18 protein-coding genes and 1 pseudogene are annotated in these 19,786 nt (G+C 37.2%); 1 reads left to right on the top strand and 18 read right to left on the bottom strand.

Annotated features, from left to right (window positions below):
* Positions 1 to 701: 701 nt before the first annotated feature.
* The 17 genes and pseudogenes from BM146_RS07680 to BM146_RS07595 form a co-directional block, all read right to left on the bottom strand.
* Positions 702 to 905 carry a hypothetical protein gene (locus tag BM146_RS07680; RefSeq protein ID WP_074886792.1) on the bottom strand — a complete coding sequence of 68 codons (204 nt, stop codon included), beginning with the start codon at positions 903 to 905 and terminating at the stop codon, positions 702 to 704.
* 15 nt (positions 906 to 920) lie between these two features.
* Entirely contained in the window at positions 921 to 3,026 is a 2,106-nt protein-coding gene (locus tag BM146_RS07675) for a DUF262 domain-containing protein (RefSeq protein ID WP_074886789.1), read from the bottom strand.
* A 574-nt stretch (positions 3,027 to 3,600) separates the two neighbouring features.
* On the bottom strand, positions 3,601 to 5,268 hold the full coding sequence (locus BM146_RS07670) for a nuclease-related domain-containing protein (protein WP_074886786.1): 1,668 nt from the start codon (positions 5,266 to 5,268) through the stop codon (positions 3,601 to 3,603).
* A gap of 202 nt (positions 5,269 to 5,470) precedes the next feature.
* Positions 5,471 to 6,355: a helix-turn-helix transcriptional regulator gene (locus BM146_RS07665; RefSeq protein WP_074886781.1), complete on the bottom strand. Its 885-nt coding sequence runs from the start codon at positions 6,353 to 6,355 to the stop codon at positions 5,471 to 5,473.
* Positions 6,356 to 6,564: 209 nt separating this feature from the next.
* Positions 6,565 to 7,356, bottom strand: a complete 792-nt coding sequence (locus tag BM146_RS07660) for a recombinase zinc beta ribbon domain-containing protein (protein WP_074886778.1) — start codon at positions 7,354 to 7,356, stop codon at positions 6,565 to 6,567.
* Positions 7,357 to 7,435: 79 nt separating this feature from the next.
* The gene (gene ltrA / locus BM146_RS07655) at positions 7,436 to 8,830 is read right to left on the bottom strand and encodes a group II intron reverse transcriptase/maturase (RefSeq protein ID WP_074886775.1); all 1,395 of its coding nucleotides are present in this window, start codon (positions 8,828 to 8,830) and stop codon (positions 7,436 to 7,438) included.
* Between the two features lie 503 nt (positions 8,831 to 9,333).
* The gene (locus BM146_RS07645; RefSeq protein ID WP_074886772.1) at positions 9,334 to 9,621 is read right to left on the bottom strand and encodes a hypothetical protein; all 288 of its coding nucleotides are present in this window, start codon (positions 9,619 to 9,621) and stop codon (positions 9,334 to 9,336) included.
* Between the two features lie 165 nt (positions 9,622 to 9,786).
* Positions 9,787 to 10,134: a DUF1492 domain-containing protein gene (locus BM146_RS07640; protein ID WP_083413449.1), complete on the bottom strand. Its 348-nt coding sequence runs from the start codon at positions 10,132 to 10,134 to the stop codon at positions 9,787 to 9,789.
* 64 nt (positions 10,135 to 10,198) lie between these two features.
* Positions 10,199 to 10,582, bottom strand: a pseudogene (locus tag BM146_RS20400) (ATP-dependent helicase); the annotation flags it as partial.
* A 469-nt stretch (positions 10,583 to 11,051) separates the two neighbouring features.
* Positions 11,052 to 12,233: a MerR family transcriptional regulator gene (locus BM146_RS07630; protein WP_074886766.1), complete on the bottom strand. Its 1,182-nt coding sequence runs from the start codon at positions 12,231 to 12,233 to the stop codon at positions 11,052 to 11,054.
* A 109-nt stretch (positions 12,234 to 12,342) separates the two neighbouring features.
* Positions 12,343 to 13,425 carry an NUDIX domain-containing protein gene (locus BM146_RS20005; RefSeq protein ID WP_242949363.1) on the bottom strand — a complete coding sequence of 361 codons (1,083 nt, stop codon included), beginning with the start codon at positions 13,423 to 13,425 and terminating at the stop codon, positions 12,343 to 12,345.
* A 117-nt stretch (positions 13,426 to 13,542) separates the two neighbouring features.
* Positions 13,543 to 13,734, bottom strand: coding sequence for a hypothetical protein (locus BM146_RS07615; protein WP_074886762.1), 192 nt, complete (start codon positions 13,732 to 13,734; stop codon positions 13,543 to 13,545).
* A 63-nt stretch (positions 13,735 to 13,797) separates the two neighbouring features.
* Positions 13,798 to 13,935, bottom strand: coding sequence for a hypothetical protein (locus BM146_RS19440; protein ID WP_177201620.1), 138 nt, complete (start codon positions 13,933 to 13,935; stop codon positions 13,798 to 13,800).
* A gap of 79 nt (positions 13,936 to 14,014) precedes the next feature.
* Positions 14,015 to 14,806 carry a hypothetical protein gene (locus BM146_RS07610; protein ID WP_074886758.1) on the bottom strand — a complete coding sequence of 264 codons (792 nt, stop codon included), beginning with the start codon at positions 14,804 to 14,806 and terminating at the stop codon, positions 14,015 to 14,017.
* Between the two features lie 661 nt (positions 14,807 to 15,467).
* Entirely contained in the window at positions 15,468 to 17,222 is a 1,755-nt protein-coding gene (locus tag BM146_RS07605; RefSeq protein WP_074886755.1) for a recombinase family protein, read from the bottom strand.
* Positions 17,223 to 17,281: 59 nt separating this feature from the next.
* Positions 17,282 to 17,848, bottom strand: coding sequence for a hypothetical protein (locus BM146_RS07600; RefSeq protein WP_074886752.1), 567 nt, complete (start codon positions 17,846 to 17,848; stop codon positions 17,282 to 17,284).
* A gap of 54 nt (positions 17,849 to 17,902) precedes the next feature.
* Positions 17,903 to 18,193, bottom strand: coding sequence for a helix-turn-helix domain-containing protein (locus BM146_RS07595; protein WP_074886749.1), 291 nt, complete (start codon positions 18,191 to 18,193; stop codon positions 17,903 to 17,905).
* A 199-nt stretch (positions 18,194 to 18,392) separates the two neighbouring features.
* Here BM146_RS07595 and BM146_RS19435 point away from each other — a divergent pair, with 199 nt between their 5' ends.
* A complete protein-coding gene (locus BM146_RS19435; protein ID WP_177201619.1) occupies positions 18,393 to 18,566 on the top strand; it encodes a hypothetical protein in 174 nt (57 codons plus the stop codon).
* 234 nt (positions 18,567 to 18,800) lie between these two features.
* Here BM146_RS19435 and bsh read toward each other — a convergent pair whose 3' ends face one another.
* Entirely contained in the window at positions 18,801 to 19,775 is a 975-nt protein-coding gene (gene bsh, locus BM146_RS07590; protein ID WP_074886746.1) for a choloylglycine hydrolase, read from the bottom strand.
* Positions 19,776 to 19,786 lie beyond the last annotated feature (11 nt).

The raw sequence follows: 19,786 nt of genomic DNA, 5'->3' as shown, positions 1-19,786 counted from the left end.
GGCCAGGAGATTCCTTTTTCTTCTGCGCTTTTTACAACCTTGGACACAGTGTTTCGCGAACATGGAACCGATAGAGCAATGTTCCGTTCGCTGAATCCCAGACTTTTAAGTCTTAGGATTTCTCGATATTTGGTCATAAACTTGACCCTCCTTAAAATGAATTTACGCAATAACGCGCATATATTCATTTTAGTTAGATCAAGATAGTGGCTCAATGACACCGGTAGAGTGGCTCATCCCAAAACGGAATGATGGCTCATTTTCACCGGACAGGCGGCTCAAATAGCCCCAGATTATTCACCATGACATAGCAATCATGGCTGCAGTATTTTCTAAACTTATTCCAATATGCTAAAAAGTACCTTTTACAGTAGGCGCACTCAAAAGTATAAGTTGCCTCTTGGGAATGTATGCTTTTTTCCGGGTGTTACCTTGTAAGTGTCCCAGCACTTGTTTCTTGGCAATAACGTTTCCTTCGTTATCAATCAACTGAAATTCGCTAGTTAACATTTTCTTGCCCTCCTCATCTGATTCTTTCTCTTTACAATCAGATCGTAGCATGACACAAGTACAAAAAAATGAACATGCCACAAATGACATGCTCATCTTTATAAACCAGTGTTCAAGGCATCAGTCAGCCCTCTTAAAAAGATCTTCCTGCACTAGAACTTCCCTTATATACTAGAATCCATAGAATTCTCTTATATTCCTCCGAGCATAGCAGCAAACTCATTGGCGATTATTGGATCAATCTCCTTACCAAAATCCATACCTTGCTTTTTATCAAAACAATTGCTGCTCTTAGCATTACCTTTGGAATCTATATTACCCTGCCAAATATTCCCCCACTTTTGAAACAAAGTAGTTGGAATTGTTATACTGTTAATACTATTTAAATTTGCCATTTTCTTCACCTATTTTTAAGCTAGTTCAAATACCAGTTCTTCTACTAGATCTTTATTGATACTGTGGGTATTGTCCATAAAATAGTCAATAAACAATCTAAGCTTACGCAGCATACGCCTAGTATTTCTGAATGTCATATTAAGATATGAATGCTCACCAATCTTAGATGTCTTAGCGAATCCTTCTTCAGAATCGGTTAATACTTGTTCCTTGATATTATCGTCAGTAAACAAATAAGATGTATAAGGGGTAGAATCAATTTCATATAACCTTCTGTGAACATTTATATATACATCCATCCAACTATTAACGGTAAACACCTCATCCATAAACATTACTGTCGCTGGCTTAGTCCCATTAAATAATTCAAGGTCGTCATCTAGAGAATAAGCCATCCCCTCTCTTAACTCATCTTTTGAAATAAGATCATTGTACTTCCGTGGAAGCGGCCATATCTCAGTTGATGATTCACTAAGTTTTAATGATCTTAACTGAATTTCCTTACTAGTCCATTCCTTATATTTAGTCAACTGCCTAGTAAGTTTGTAATTTGACTCACTATATTCATCTAATTTGTCTTTAAACAAATTATTAGATAACTTGCTATTTTCTTTTGTAAGTGTAAGATTACCTAGTCTGTGCACATATAAATCATAGGCAGTGTCATTCTGCTTAGCTAAATATGTTCTCCATTCACTACTTAATGTCTGCGGCATAATATGTTCAATCGTTGCATTTTCTTCCCTTACCACTTCTTTTGAGAGATTTTCTTCAAGTTTATATAATAAATATCTCATGCCAGAAGCACGTAATGCTAAGTACAGGTCCTTAGATTGAAGATTCTTTTTAAAGCTCTCATCTGAAGGAAAAGCATTTTTTCCTTTTCCACTGTTAAATGCATCCCATACCTTATCAATGAACGAGACCTCTTTACTTCTTTCAAAGTATTGAATTAATAAAGCTGAAAATTGTGGACCAACATTATGCCCTGATACTCTGCTTCTGAATAAATAAGAAATGCAAATATCTAAAGATTTCTCATATTCAGATAGACTTATCTTACCCGCACTCAACAAATCATAAAAATACATCAATGTTATTGCTATGGAAGGGCTATTAAACTGCGTAAATATCTCACTATGCTTTTTATCTACTCCATTGCGTGATACATCAAAATTAACAAAGTGCTGGTAATATGTCGCATACTTTTTCATGTCGGCCAGCAATTCTTCTAGATAGCCATCTTTCTGCTCAATATCTGAAAGATACATTTTATAAGCCTTATACAAATTTCCAGGGTTTATATGAGCTCTCTTGCCTTCTAGACTTACTGAATCCGATTTTTTTTTCAATATTAAATAGTGAGTCATAAAAGGCTCAATCTGATCATTCCCAAGCATATGCTCGATTTCGATCCAATACCTTTTATACAAATCTTGCTGCTGATCATAATCCAATGACATCAGAAGATAATTTCTCAATAAATCGGCGTTACTCAAGTCTAATCCTGTAGAATTCAAGCTCTCAAATATCTCTTGAGGATTTTCTTTATCTAACTGAATTTCAACTATTTCAAGTTTAAATACAGCCTCATATAGCTCCTTAGCAGGCACACTACTTTCATTTATGAGGTCTTTAAATAAATCATAATTCCTATATATTACAGTCTGCTTCTCAGCAGGGGTAAAACTGTCCTCATTGAAATCATTCTGCATCATGAGTTTTTCATATACATTCTGATCAGATTCGATTGGCTTAAGTTTTAATCTATAATCCCCTCCACTTTTACTATTTCTTAGGTAATCATCTTCTATATCTTCTTTAACCTCAGGATCATCGATAGAATCATGTAATGCCTTAATAAAAAGCATCACACTAGTTATTCTCTGTTGTCCGTCGATAACAATGAATATTGGACTTGTTGCTGTACTTCTATCCGGTATGTATACTATTGTTCCTAAAAAATGATCCTTTCCACTTTCTGCAATTGTTTGAATATCATAAAAAAGTTGTTTGCAGTTATCAGCCTTCCAATCATAATTTCTTTGATAAACTGGAATACTAAATGTCCTTTTCCTTACACCAATAAGTTCAATCAAAGTAGTCTCATTAGCCTTCATTGCAAAAAACCTCCATTTATTTATCTAATATTCTTTCTTATTTTCTAGTTTTCTATTTTTCATTTACTTTTCATAATAAAACAATACCCTTTCGATATGTACGATAATCAGGACACTTCCAAAATCATCCTCTTTCGAAAAGGTAAAAGATCTCATATAAAACACACTATTCATTATATCTGTGAATCATATTTAGAGCAATCAAGTATTTTGCCAAATCTTTTAATTACGCCAAATTTTAATACCCCACCTCTGATAATTTCTTATACACTTTTCATTATTTCAACATTTACTATGTATTTATTCCAATTACGTTCTCTGAAAAGCCAATAAAACAGGGCCTTTCAGCATAATGTATGTGCCAATCATATAATTTAGACACCCGCCTCCATTTTAAGTAGCTTTATTAATAGGTAAAATAATAGAGGGTAAAACTTCTACCCTCCCCTCACATCAAATAAAAAAGCAGATGCTTCTTTATTTTTCAATAAAAAGCGCCTGCTTTTATAACTATATATTCTTTTCTTGTTATCCTAAAGTGTATTTTTTATACCATTATTATTTGAGATTTTTCTCAACTTATACTTTGTATTATACTTCCGTTAAGTACGCTATGTTCCATTATTTTTTTCTTAATATGTTGTATATCTAAATCAGTGAGTGTTTTTTTATCTGTTTTATTATTCTCAATATAGTAGGCAATCCTATCACATCTTACTATTGGAACCTGACAATTCTTTCGCCCCTTGATGATAACCTTTGGGTGTGCCATACAAATAATGTTAGTTATTGGAATATCTGTTCCTACAATAGATCCCATGAGTTTCTCATGCTGTTCTATCTGCTGTAAGGGGTTTGAAATGCCACATGTCTTTGAATCCTTTACCTTATACCAATCACCATTTTTATTCACACGTATTTCCCCTGAATAGTATTTTGTTTCGATAAGGAAAATTCCCTGGGGTCCAATAACTATATTGTCATATTCCTGTCTGTATGGACCATATTCATCATTTTTCAATGTAATACTATTGCCATCATTCAAAACCACATAGTCCCTGCTTAACCATTGTAATGCATAATTGACGTTACGCTCACCTTTTCTTCCTTTTTCCCTATTGAAACCATAATTTAACTCTTTTCGTTTTTGAATAACCTCCAAATAATCATTTGTTCCATAAAAATAGTTAAACATGCTCAATAAATCTTTTTCAGGTATCGGTCTCAAACCATTCCTTTTTTTATTTATCTGATTTAAATAATTACTAACAAAGTTAGCTGCATTCTCATAAAAACTAATGTACTCATTTAGGACTGGTTGCACACTAGAATTGATTTCTTCAGTTTTTCCTTTAAGTTCATATGAATTACGCTTAAAATTTTTATACAGCTCACGTGCGTCATTAAATGTCATTTCATTTATTTGAGACAATAATCTTTCCTTTGTAATAGCAATATCGCCATAATCGTCTTGTAACTTTCTTCGTTCAAATTCGATTATGCAACAATTCAACTGCCTCTTCCTAGTTTCAACTTTATCTTTTATAGTCATAAGATCCTCTGAAGAATACAACTTAGTATCAGCGATCTTCATATATAACAAAGAAGCCTTCGAAATTTTATCATTTTGTTTCTTTACCCATTTATCAAATGTCTCCTGTGGAATGTCTGTACTACCTAAATCCCATTTACCACCAGATAAAATATTATTATATTTTTTTTCATATATAGAGAGCTTTTTTGCTTGGAGTCTAGCCCCATTTATATCCTCAATTTCTTTGCTGGCTTTTATAAAATCTTGTTCAGAAACCAAAGTATAATCACGAATATTATAACCATTACAAAAACGGTAAGCGCGCTTACTGTCATACTTATACAATAAAGCTTCAAACAATTTCTTTTCTTCATCAGTTCCCGTAATCAATGAATTTATATTCCCATATTGACTACTATATGAACATATTATGCTCAAAATCTCATTAAGGTTATCCTGACATATTATATGTTTGTTACGATAACTTTTATCAAACATACCGCTCCATGACTTCCAATAAGTATAGTATTCAAAACAAACAAAATGAACCTCTCCGTATTTATAAACATTAACAACCGCTTGCTTAACAGAAATAATCTCAGAAAAATCCAACCTAAGATTTCTGTAATACTCTCTTGTAAGCTCATAAAAATTTTGGATTTCAAGTTTCTCATTTAAATAATCAATTATTATCTTATTATGTGTCATGTTAAATACCTCCAATTATTATTTACTTAAATTTTGTGACAAATAAGTATCTTAGATGCATCTTTACTTATAAGTATCCACTTCCCAAGTAAAAAGGTAGACTACCATCTTGTAATCGTAATATAACAGAGATTTTTAAATTTTAAGTTCGAAATTTGAGAACTAAAAAAGCCTGCAGTATATAACAACTGCAGGCTTCTGCCTAATTAAAAGGATTTTGATTATCCATAAAATAGCTCAAAATATTAATAGCATATTTGTTTCCCATTTTTATACATGAAAGCATCATCTCTTGTCCAATTGTCCTATTTAAGTTCGCCGGGAAATCAGTGTCTACCATGTTTGTCAAATATCTAAACGCTATATAATAGTCACCCAAATCAGCCCATTCTTCACGTGATTTAAGTATCTTTATTGCCGTATTGATATATATTTCATTGGTCTTCAAAAAATCGACTCGTTTATTATTCATTACAGCGGAATTTTTCTCATCAATCCCCAATAAATCTGATGCTTTAATCTTCTTTAACATTATTTTTTGTTTAATATTCCGTTGTATTTCTATGTCAACAAAAGCCGACCACCACATAAAAATAGTCCATAAGATATTTGCATGTATTTCCATATTACATCCATTTTCTTCATTTGAAGCAGTGATTAGTTCCATAAGCGTATCACAAAATATGGTCGTCGAGATTTCTTCGTAATTTCCTAAATTTCTTTTTATATACCTTATTTTATTGTACGCCTTGTTCAAATGGTCATTTCCAGTGTCTAAACAATCTTCACTCACAAATGAAGGATAAAATATATAACTATTAGGTCCAACCAAATTCTCAATAAATGGAGTATTCTTCATCATTTTCACCATCGGTGAAAGATCTGAATGCATCATCACTTCTACAGATATCCCATAATGTTCAGCAATTTTAACCATAGTTTCAGTTATAGGAGTTCTTTTACCATTTTCGTATTCACTTATAGTGTTTTTTTCCAAATTTAATATTTTACCTAAATCTGACTGTGTTTCACCAAAAAAATTACGAAGACATTTTATATTCTTTCCTAATAGATTGTTATTATCCATCTCAAACCGCTTTCCTTAATCAACAACAATATATAATCATTTTAGCATCAATGACTTGATATAGCATCAAATATCAAACGTTTATACATCAATCGCATTCACTAAATAAGAGTAACATGCTAAATTGCTTACTGTTCAATTCTTTGAATATTAAAAGATATAATTACTCCAATCAAAAATCTCAAAAACAGTAATAAGGCCACAGTCCATCACTCGACTGTAGCCTTTACTTTGCTTCCATCCATGAAAGTGAATTCGTATTCTTTTTTTCCGAGGATTATGACTTCCCATACAACAAGCTCCGCCAACTCCTCTACCATCCCCGTCAAAGGCTCCTGCTTTGATAGTTCTAAAAGTTGTCTGGCCCTGAGGTGTTTTAAAGGGCTTCTGTTTTCTTTTTTCCATCCTTCAAACCGGGATTTATCCGTTATGAACTCGTTATAAGCGAGTACAAAGCCTCTTTCTAAGTTCTTCTGGTCCACAAATGCATTCCGGCATATAAGTTTACCTTCCACACGATGGTTACAACACTGCCACTGATGAATTCCTCTGCCCGGCCAGGTATATCTTCCATATCTGCTTCCGCATTCGCCGCAGAACACTCTTCCTGAAAATGGATTAGGGTCACTACCGTAGTTGTACCTTTTACTGTTGTGATCACGCATAAAGTCTTCGCGCCTTTTTAGCTCTTCTTGCACCGCTTCCCAAGTCTCAGTATCAATAATAGCTTCATGATTTCCTTCAACATAATATTGGTTGACCTGTCCTTTATTGATTGCCCTCGTAAAAACTCCTTCCTTTTTGCACTCCAAACAAAAAAAGTTCTCTGGTCTATCCAGGAACCTTTTTCTTGCTTTCTGCCACTTGCTTCCATAACCACGCTCAGCAGCATTCATTCTATCGTTGTTGGGATGCATCATCTTGTGTGCATCGCAGTATCTACCTTCACAGATGTTAGGGCATCCGGGATGCTGACAAGGATGTAAAGCTCTTCTTGGCATGTTCCTCCATCGAGTAGGAGGCGGTGACTAACCGCCGTCCTCTCACAGCACCGTACGTACCGTTCGGTATACGGCGCTTTCAATAGTTGACGTGCACAGACTGATAGGCTGTGGCTAAATCATAAAAGCCACTGTTTATCAGTCTTTCTTTTGTCATAGCCATATTGACTGCGACTGTATGCGTGGTAAACCAATGTCCGCGCCGACTGTTTCCAGCCATGTACGCCAAGTCCTCGGGTACACCCATCTTAATCAGATTTCGCACCTTTGTCTTGGGCTTCTTCCATTGCTTCCATATACACATACGTATTCTGTGATAGAGCCATCCATTGATTTCATCTATGCTGTTCTTCATGCTTGCTATTCCGTAATGATTAAGCCATCCTCTAGCGTATACTTTGATTTTCTCAAGGCTCGGCTTGATGGACTGAACAGACTTACGGGAAGATAAGTCTTTCAGCTTGGACTTAAACTTCTTCAATGACTTTGGATGAACCCTGACGAAAACGCCACTTCCGTTCCTTCCCAATGCAAAGCCAAGGAATTTAAAATTTCGGATTGCAAACACGCTGACCGTACGACTTTTCTCTCGATTTACTGTTAACTTCAGTTTCTCTTCGAGATATTTTGTACTGCTTTCCAAGAGTCTCTCTGATGCTCTTTTGCTTTTCGCTAGAAGAACGATGTCATCTGCATATCTTATGCAGGGCACACCCCTTCTCAGAAACTCTTGGTCGAACTCATTGAGGTAGATATTCGCAAGGAGTGAAGATAAATTCCCACCTTGCGGTGAACCTTCTTCTGTATCAATGACCACTCCATTTTCCATTACCCCACTTTTCAGATAACGCTTTATTAGTTGAACTACACGTTCATCCTTCACATTCCTTCTGAGGAGATTGATAAGGATTTCATGATTCAAGGTGTCGAAATACTTTGATAAATCCAAGATTACTGCAAAAGTGTAACCTTGTTCTGCGTATTCTTTTACCTTCTGTATAGCGTCCTTTGCGCTTCTGTTTGGGCGATAGCCGTAGCTTCCTTCCGCGAACAATGGTTCATAGATTGGCACTAACTGTTGAGTTATTGCCTGTTGGAGTGTTCGGTCTATCACAGTAGGTATGCCAAGCTTACGCACACCTCCATCTGGTTTTGGAATCTCAACTCGCCTGACTGGCGATGGAGTATACTTACCGCGGTATATGCGGTCAGTTAACTCCTGCTGATGTTTCTTAAGGTACGGAAGTGCCTCTTCAATGGTCATACCATCAATACCTGGCACTCCCTTGTTTGCCTTAACTCTTTTGTACGCTCTGTTAAAGTTATCCTTATACAGTATCGCTTCCAAGAGCTTCGGCTGTGCACTGTCTCTTTCTTTCCATATCCGATTGAATGACCTAAGCGCTTTCGCATACCCTTCGTGTTCCGCACTATCTCTTTGTGAACAGCCATTATTATCTATGTTTTCTGCCATTAGCGGTCATTCCTCCTTTCTCGGTCATACTTAAGACTCCTATTGATTCAGTCCTTCACCTCTCGGCTACTATGACCTCTGCTGACTTCTGTGCGTTCAGCACCGCCTCGTTTCCTTGTACGGTGGTTACTCCTTTCAGAGCATTTCACACAGACCTCCCTAGGTACCACACGTTTCTTCCTCTCCATCCATCTGCCTCATTTATCATGCATGATTCCGTGTAGTTATTGGGCTTCGGCTTGTCGTGCAGTCTTACCCTCATGCATGACCTTATATGAGATTTCTGTTCGTCAGACCAGAGATTTGCCCGTGAGTTAGTATGTTCCTCACATCCAGCTTCCTTCAGATTCCACCTCGCGGCGGACACCCTTGCCTTCGGCTATATCCTTCCCACTACCGGGCGGATTCGGGACTTTAACCCGTTAGAAACGTGCGCCGCTAGGCGCACACGTAAAAAGCCCCAAAGGATTTATATCCTTTGAGGCTTCATCGTTCTAAAACTATTATTTATCTAACATATCAAATAAACCGGGTTCATCAATATCATAATTGTCTTTAAAATAATCAATGATCTCTTCTAATGCTTTTCCTATCTCTAGGGTGTGTATTCCAAATCTATACTCTAATTTAATATAATCCTCATCTGGGATACGACCTTCAATTTTACCTCCTAATGAACAGCCATCAAAAGATACGGGGTAGCGGTAGTTATCTCCATCATTTGTTTTGCAATGGTTAGCAACTATATATTCAATGTCTGAGATCAGTTTTTGGTATTCTTCTTTACTCATAAGCTCATTACCTCCTATGCTGTTAATTATACAATAAAAGAGGTACTTATTTCTTATGATTACAAAAGCCCCAAATGATGTTTGTCCTTCGAGGCTCTTATCAATTTTTCCATCTTAACTATATCATAATGTCTTACTGTCTTTTTATGGTATATACTGTCATGTTTATGCTGCAGGAAGTTTTACTACTTTAAGTGCTCTGCGATGCAAACGAAAAACATGATCGATACTGTAATTCATTTCGACAGCTATCTCCTCCCAGCGCATTGATGACAGGTAGCGAAGCTCAAGTAAAACTCTGTACTCATCATTGGTTACGGTATCAATGATTTCCTTTGTCTCACGCTTAACCTGTATGAGCTTTTTCATATCGTTGTTCAGCTCTTCTTGGTACTCGGTCATCTTTATGACAGTACTTTCCATCTTGTGATTATCATTAGATGTCTGAACCTTTATTGGACTAAGGGCTGCATTAACCTTTGTGGTCAAAGTCTCAAGCTCTGCTATCTGCATTGCCTAGCTTCTGATTCTCATGTCCAAGTAGTAGGCCCTCGACAAATACTCTTTTACGGTCATATTATTTCCTCCCAACCTGCGCCTTAACAGCATTGATAAGCGCGTTCTGGCTTTTATCCTTACCTGTTAATGCATCCAAAATATCCTCACCAATAGTTCCGGCTGTAATGATATGTTCTACAACAACAGTTTTATTTTCCTGTCCCTGCCTCCAGAGTCTTGCATTTGTTTGCTGGTACAACTCAAGTGACCAAGTAAGTCCAAACCAAACAATGATATTTCCACCTTGCTGCAAGTTCAGGCCATGACCTGCTGATGCATGATGGATAAGTCCAACTTGGTATTTTCCATTGTTCCAGCTACGGATGCTATCCTCAGTGATGATCCTAGAATAAGAAACCTTAAGCTCATCAAGCTTTTTAGTTATCCTCTCAAGATCATGCTTATGATTTAAAATATAAAATACTCACCAAACAATTATATCATGCCAGAACTAAAAGGTCCTTTGCTATCGTTAAACAGTATTCATTTTTTAAATCATGGAGTACCGCCGTCTCAACCTTCTCGTAGTTCAATTTCCCTACACTTTCAAAATGGCATAAAAATAACGGTGCATCTCTGCGTGCTAACATCTTTTAACGTTAACCACAAAGCGCACCGTTAAGCCACTTGTGTCTTTCTATTTAAATGTGTTCAGTCTTTGTCAGCAATACCACCGTCTCAACATGCGGTACTACCGCTATTAATTTAAACATACTGCGTAGCTACTGGGCTTTGATATGTTTCCCCCTCTTTACATAGTTTAGGGTAAAGTGGTGAAGAAATAGCGGACAACTATTTCTGTTTTCGAAAAAGTTGCTCTCTTTTAAGCAAGGCTATGTATCTCTTAATGTTGACACTCTTCTTGAATCCGGTCACTTTTTGTAGCAATGCCAGAACTGGCTTCTTGCCTCAAGCACAAACTCACCGTCTTTTTCAATTTTATCTTCAAAATATGCAAGGAGCTTGTTCTCATATCCGGCAATAGCTTTCCCATGAGCACTGTAGTAACCCTTCATCTTCTCCACGATTTCTTTTGCCTCAGTATAATGCCAAAAATTAGGCAAAAGAACTGACTCCACCCTTGCAAAATACTTCTCCATCATGCTTATGTACTGATTTCTCTTCTCGGTCTGACTAGCTATTGTTTCATCTATAAATGATGAGTTTCCACCAATAGCTTCAATAGCTTCTTTAAAGAGATTGTTCCAGTTTGCCACGTTAGCACCGTTGAAAGAAAACAGACCATCCTCTGCGACTACCTTGCTGGCATGTGCCACGATAGCTTCGATATCTTTTATCTCAGAATCAAGGTAATGAGCTATAACTACGTCATATTCGCCATTTTCATCAATCTTATCCCAGGTCTTCTCATCCTCAAGATCTGCAAATTCAAGCTTAATGTCTGCGCCTTCAGGCAGTTTATCTTTGTTCTCAGGAATGAACCTTGCAAAATCATCTGCCCAGCTGCCGTGAATGTCATACCCTGTAATCTTTGTTCCCTTGGGAATGTCAGTCCAATTGTTTCTCCAAAGCTTAGCGTATACGCATCCCAGATCAAGAACTCTTTTTCCGTCTTTAAGATCAAGAGAATTGAAGATTCTCACATACCAGTCAAGTTCTCCGCTTGTATGCTTCAGAGCATCCCAGTGGCGCTCATCAGCAGACTGGTCAACACTTACATACTGTACGATTTCTGCAACGTCATCCCAGTCAAGTTCTTCCTTTCGTGCCAAAGTTCTTTTAATTGCGTCAGTGATCTTCTCCAGTTGATATTTCTTTTCCTCCATCTTCTGAAGCTGAATTTCCAGCGCGCCCTTAATGTCACTGGCTTCACCACTCTTTAGATTATCTCTGATTTCTTCGAGGGAAAACCCTATCTGCTTAAGTGCCACAATCTTTTCCAAAATCTGCAGTGCTGCGTCATCGTAAAGACGATAGTTACCTTCAGAGTATTCGGTGGGTTTAAGTAGCCCTTTTTCATCATAAAGACGTATTGCCTTCTGTGATACTCCCGCTTTCTTTGCCATTTCTCCTGATGTCATTTTCTTTTCCATTTTTGGAACCTCCTTATTTGTTTATAAAACCACCTTAAGGGATTCCCTAAGGGAAGAGTCAACAGGCTTTTCATAAAATTTATTTATGGCCTCATCATAAAAAATATTATCATAGAGATGGTTTATAATTTTCTTTGTCTACAGCAACATATAAGTCCAAGCCCATCTTTTTCTCAAAATATTCTTTAAGGTTTAGATTTGTCTGCCACTTATCCGGATCATATGAACCGTAGCGGCTTTTAACATCATTCATTCTGTCTATGATGTCCATTACACCTTCAGCACCTGCTATAGCATCGCAGAGCTCGATAAGCTTGTCATAATCATCCTGAACTGTTTCTTTAAGTTTAATACGAATCAGCTCCGTATCTTCTTCTGAGGTGTCAAAGTTTCCCACATAAGCTTCTATCTTGTCCTGGTTGAAAGAGTGCGTGAGGCAGATTCTTGCAACGTCTTCATAGCCAAGAGACATCATATATTTATATCCTTCTGACACATGCCTTAGATGAAACACTCCAAACTTCCTGCCTATATCATGTAAAAGTCCAAGAACATATGCCTTATCGGCATCCATTCCACTATACTGCGCAATCCTTTCTGCGCAATGTGCTGTTATTCTGCTATGTGTGACCCATTTACCCGGATTACACTTTTCAGCATCTATTATTAGCTGTTCTGCTTCTTCTCTTGTTGGATACATTTTCAAATACTTTTTACACATATCAAAATGCATACCTGAGCAGTTATTCTCTCTTGCAATCACATCTTCTATCTCTGTAATCTTGTACCACTTGAGATCATCAACTTCACAGGACTCTGCAAAAGGAGCCTTTTCCACATAGGCAATGAAGCCTATCATGATAAGGCCTTTAGGTTCAAAATAGTAGCTTGAAACATACTGATATCCGGTTACAGTCTGCCCGGTTTCTTCTTTAACTTCTCTTGCTACAGCTTCTTCTATTGTTTCACCTTCGGTCATATATCCTGATACTACAGTCCATTTATCTTCCGATATATAGTTTTGCTTAAGTAACAGGATCTCATTAAACTCGTTAACAACAAGTACCTCTACAACAGGAAGCGGATTGTTTCCGTATATTCTTTTGCAGGAAGGACAAATCCTACAATCGTCATCGCCGAGCCTTATATCATGTAATTCATGTCCACATTCAGCACAATACTTAAATTTCATACTCATCCTCCAGGTCAATTATTATGGGTTAATGATATACCCTCCCCTTAGGTCAAGGTCAATGCATGTGGGTCTCCTTTTAATATTTTCCCATTCTTATAGACTTATCCATCATGATCAAAAGCTTTTTGTATGTTTTGCTTTTATCTTTTCCTGTTCATCACTGCTAATGCCTATTGTCGAAAAATAGCTCTCTACATTGCCTGGAATCATGGGATTCCAGTGGTACTTGTCATATACAAAGTGCCTGTAGCACATATCCTGAACAAGGTGAAGATAATACCCAAGATATAAGTCGTCCTGCCTCATCAATTCTCCGAACTTATCTCTGAATAATTCGAAATCATAAGACTTTTTATTTCGTCCCCAAATTTACTTGTTTAAATGACCTTTTTTACCTTTGCCTGCATCAGGAAGAATAGCTCCAAGCTTAAGTCTGTTTTCATCCTTAAAGGCATGGTGTTTAATAAGCTCGTTAGTAACTGCCAGATGTATAATACTTGATGCCACGTTTCCCCTTTATCCCGAATTATTCAAAACTTATTTCTGGACCTCTTTATATTAAATCATGCATCACCGCTGAAGAATACTATCGAAGATATTTATCTATCATCTTTACAACAATCCTATCATTCAAAACCGTTCCAGATGATTCATAAGATACTATAAGATTATCACCTGGAAAAATACCATTTGCAATATAAGTATTGATCTTTCTAATAGCTTTTTCTGCATAGTCAGGATCATCCATTCTTCCATCATGCTCCCAGTAGATTTCCTTGCCGTCTCTTTTCCTAAGAAATGTAAAATCCGGATACACAACTCCATAACCCTTGAGTTTTATTGGGCACTCGTACTTGTATTCAATTCCCATATTATAAAAGGTATCAGCTAATATCTTCTCTGATTTAGAGCGGACTCTTTCCCCTTTCTTGCTATAGATTTCAGGCATACCAGGTGCAAAATCTTTTCCTACATACGGAGTATTCTTCCATTTAGCAAGTCTTTGTTCCCATGGAATTTCTACTGGCTGTATCAATGCTTTCCTTATGGGATGAAGTTTGTCATAGATTTTTTCTATCTCGATGTCTTCATATTCTTCAGTAAGCTTGTCCAACTGCTTTAAGCGCCTGTCTACAAGTTTTTGAACTTTCTGGTCGTAAGATTTTTGAGCGAGGCGATAGGCAAGTTGCTTATCATCTTTCTTTATGTAAATCAGTTTCTTCTTCGCTTCTATACTTTGTTTGAATTGTGTACAGTTATTGGATGTTGATATCCTTAACGCCCCTTCAGGCACTTCAATAAGTCTGTTATCTACGACAGATTTAATCCTTATCAAGCGGTTCTTCTCTATTTCTAATAATTCTTTTAGTCCATTCATCTACTAATTATTTCCTTTTTTATTTTTTCTCTTTTTTTACTTTTATAGCACTCATTACGTTCTCTTTTGGCATTATCTACTTTTTCGGCAGTAACATTATCTCGGCCGTTACGGTCTTTCTAAATATTTACCCAATTCCGCCAGTAGTAATTGCACACCAATTACGGTCGTCTATTACCAATGTGTATTTATCGACAGTAGTACCAAGAATCTTATTACGGTCAATATCATCAAAATGTAAATACCGCACGTAGTAAGCATTCTTTACCTACTGTCGACTTCCACACATATCATTTTTCTGCCGTAATCGCCTCACAAACATTACGATCCAATTTGAAAAAACTATTAAAATCAACCGTAATACACCATAGAATTCTACTGTTGAAAACTAGAACACATAGATTTAGACAGTAAACTAAGCCTTTTTCATTCTGATAAAGTCGAAAAATATTCCTTGAAAAATATTCGATCGCAACAAACTGATTTGCTACGTGAATTAGAAACGCGGCTGGCGCTGGATGGCCAGCCGTGGTAAATAGAATAATCTCAGATAAGTAAATCGATTTGGTTATGCGCTTGTCATGTCTCACCACTATTTCACAATGAAGTTCTGCTCTCGCCCGAAATACGGGGCTCGCCAGAACAACCGCGCCTGTAACACTCAGCCTTCACTGGCGCTTGTCTTCGTTAAGAGAACGACGGTTTCGTCTGTTATTTCTTTGTCCCAACCAACAAGATTCTCTTTAGTCAGGTTGTCTGCGTACTCTTTTAGTGCATCTTCACCAAATGCAATAGTAGTAAACTCTTTATCATTATAGTACACAGGGAATGCAAAGGATATGCTCTTTAGGAATCTTCCATTTTCCTTTGGCTGCTCATATATTTGCACTTCTTCAATAAATGACTGCATGAATTTCTTTTTTTCAAGATCCGTAAAGTTATCATAAAGCTTATCAAACTGAATTAGCACTTTGTAAATTGTATCCGCTGAAAGTCGCTCCTGCAAAAGGTTTTCGATTCTCTTATTTACAGTTTCTATCTTTTCTTCTATATCCCCCATCTGATCATAGAGCGCATCTAATCGCTCCTGCATATCCTGATATTTTCTGTCATAATAATTATCAGTAACATCAAGTGCATCTATCTGTGCGGCTAGCTTATTTTTTGCTCCTATACACTGCTGAAGGCTTTTTCTGTAACTTTCACGCTCCGCTTTCAGTTCGCTTGCATCTACATTAGCTCCTATCTTTGCTTTTAAAGCAGCTTTGAACTTTGGATTATTTACCATTTTCTTGACTGTCTCTTCCACTGCAGCATTTTCCTTATCCTGACCCCACTGCCTGTGATAGTCACAATGATGTCCGTCTAATTTGATTCTATGCTTACAAGCATAATAAAAGAAATCCTTATAATATGAGCCGTCACTCCTCTTTTTACGATTTACGTTTGCATACATAGATCCACCGCATACAGGACATTTAAGAATACCCGAAAGAATATGCTCATGTTCAAGGCTATGTGTCTTCTCATGCTTGAAACCAGTGCGTTCACGCTTTTCTTTAGCAAGCATGAAATCTTCCTCTGATATAATGGCATCATGCTCACCCTCATATATTGGGAACTCGTCCTGCTTTACAACGTGGAACTCATTTCTTGTTCCCTGAATCTTCTCTGTTGCCCTGCGCCCATATGCCAGTTTTCCCATATAAACAGGATTATCAAGAACACCTTTTATAAATGATGGAGCAAAGGTGGTAAGCGTGTTATTCTGTCGCTGTTTTTTCTTATGACCATGATTGTTAAGGTACTCTGCCACACCATTTGCTCCCATATCCGTATGAATATATTTATCAAAAATAAGGCGTATCATCTCTGCTTCATCTTCTGCAATGACAAGGCTACCATCAACAAGTTTATATCCATATGGAGCAAATCCACCATTCCACTTGCCTTCCCTGGCTTTTTGTCTTCTTCCTTCCATAGTTTGAACAAGGATATTTTCACGTTCAAGTTCTGCAACCGCAGAAAGAATTGAGATCATGAGTTTACCTGACTCTTTAGCACTGTTAATTCCATCCTCAACACATATGAGATTTACTCCAAAATCCTGCATTAACTGTAATGAATTAAGAACATCAGCTGCATTCCTTCCGAATCTTGAAAGTTTGAATACAAGGACATAGCTTACATCATCCTTGCAATCTTCGATGTCTTGAAGCATTCTTACAAACTCAGGTCGTCCATTTATGTTTTTACCAGAATGACCTTCATCAGAATACTCACCTACTATTTCCATTTCTTCATAGTCTGCATATCGTTTGAGCTTTTCTTTCTGAGCATCCAAACTATATCCATCAACCTGCATAGCAGTAGAAACTCTGGTATAGATATAGCATTTAGTCTTCTTAGTCTTCATAAATAAGTAACCCTCCAAATTTCTGTTGACAATTATTCCAAACCTCTTTAAGATAAGAATCAAGAAATGGGTTTATCACCGGGTAGGGCATCAGCCTGACAGGACTTGCTCGTTTCTTTTTTTATTTCCATAACATCATATAAATATTTCTTTCCGCTTGCCGCATGCCTAATTAAGAGTCTTGCGTGGAATATGTTGTATCCACTGATTTCCCCATCATCACCGTAAACAGGCAGCCCGAATCTTGTATCATATCTGTACCATCCGTTTTTTGCATCACGTCCATGTTTTTTCTTCCTATTTTCCTCAAACACCCCATTTGTTGCTATTTCTATCATTTCCGGAATTCCCTGAGCAGCATTTGCTTTAGCTTTGGCGGCAGCACCTTTAAGTTTTTTTGTATAAATTGAACCTGAATATTCACCCGGGAGATTTGTTCCTATGAAAACAATCTCTCCATCTCCAGCTATTGAATAAAAATCTCCAACATAATCTTTGAGATATTGCTCCACATCTTCCCAATTAAGGCTTCTCTTTCCCTTAAATATGATGTCATTTATCATCACAATGCTGTTTCCGTCTGCATCCTTTATCACAGACACATTTCTTGTTTTATTCTTTTCCATTCTCTTCTTTCCTTCCAAAAACTTTGAGGTGCAAAAAGTGCACCTCAAATTCTATTACTTTTTCTTTTTATCTTGATCAATTCTATGATTTTTCTTTAGCCCGTCATAATAAGCCTTATACCTGTAGGCTGTACGACGGCTGATATCTCCCCTATCTACAATCTCCATAATTGTAAGACCGTCCTCATATAGCGCCACAAAGTCGTTATATGACTTCATCCAATGCTCATCATGCTTCTGTCTACCGGCAAACTTTTTACTTTTATAGAATTCAAGTTCTTCCCTAAGATTTTTATTCTCTTCTTCAAGTTCCGATATTCTTTTCAAAGCATCTTCAAGTGTCATAGCAATAATATCCTCCTTTGTGTCAACATTCTTATGGCACAATTATAGTATTGCATGATCGCGGTGTCAATTTACACTTGGCACTTATGCAGCACTCTTTTTATTTAACAGCCGGGAGCCATGGAGCATTCCTGACTTTTTGGAATATAACTCCATCAGTTTATAGTGACTTATTCTTGGCGCGAATTCTATTAGATAAGTGACATCAGATTATCTTCTGGGACTTACAGAGAACAGAGAGCAACATCCGTTCTCTGTAGATGAACTTGGGTTAGATGATGAAACTGTAGATTTATTGAAAAGTGGGAAACTTAATGTCCGCCTGATTTGTGAAATGATTAAGCATCCGGATTATATAAATTTTATTTCTTAATATTTCAACCTGCTCCTTATAAGTCTTAGACTTTTTAAGTTGCATAATAACCCCTAAAATAAAAATGTGCTCCCATTGGACACTTCAAAGAGAGGTGTGGGAGCTCCTGTTAGTTTCATTATAATAAAAGCTACTTTTTTTCAATAACATTTTTCCGTCGTCAGATATATTGTATTCCTGACAAAGCCTTGTCGCCATTATTAAGTATTTTTTCAAGTGAAAAGACTTTTTCTTTCAGTTTTGATATCGTATCTGCTGTTCTTTGATCATCGGATACCGAATCAACGCTTCTCCGTCTGTTGCCTCTTTGTGCATATCTACGGCTGTAATCTGAGAATTCTCATATGTTCTGTAATAGTAAATTCCCCGATCCATGTTACAGCAGGAAGAATATACGGTTATCTCATATTTTCCTTCGCCTAGACAAACACAGCCTCTTTGTTGCTCTACGGACCCCAGAATGTGGAAAAACTGGCTTACACTTTCCTCCTCCGAATTGCCGGAAACTGAATTCATGCAGGTAAACGCCGCCTTCACAAACCTTGATGCAGAGGAAAGATCACCGGGCATTCCCATCGCGCCCATTCCACGGCTGTATTCCGTAATCTCCAGACCCTTGGCGAAAGTATTTGTCACAGGTTTATTTGACAAATGCATATAATTGCTGAGATGAAACATCTGCTGATCAAAGGTTGGATTGTTGGTCATGACCCCCACCGGATCATCGTATACTCTAATGCCATCTTTTAGAGGTTCAACTACAATCGTTCTTTTTTTATCCGCAATCATCCAATGCAACGGCGTTAACGGAAGCTCCGGGCTAAAACTTATATTTACCGGATTCATCCGGGAAATAAGTGTCTTTGCCTCATCGACATCGGCACAGCGACTGAGGATCCATGGTATGAATTCAAATGGTGCTACATTGTCCGCATTTGGAACTTCTTCCTTATAAGCAGCGTTCCCGGGAAAATTTAATCCAGCAATTCCAAGGCCTTTATCATTTACGGCATCATAGAAGAGCGGATACCCCTCCACAACAAACGCTGTTCCGATCATTGCATAATGATGATTGATGCCCTCGCATTTGCGAAAGATAAAGGGATAGTTTCTTGGCACAATAGTGATCTCTTCGTGATAAGAAAATTCCAGATCCAGATTGCGTCCGAAATAATGATCCTTTGCATAATAAGTTGCTGCTGTACACATCTTCATCTTCT

Origin of the sequence: Butyrivibrio proteoclasticus, assembly GCF_900115735.1 — a bacterium.
Taxonomy (GTDB): domain Bacteria; phylum Bacillota; class Clostridia; order Lachnospirales; family Lachnospiraceae; genus Butyrivibrio; species Butyrivibrio proteoclasticus_B.
Note: the sequence above shows the minus strand (reverse complement) of the source record. Positions and strands in the feature narration are given on the sequence as shown.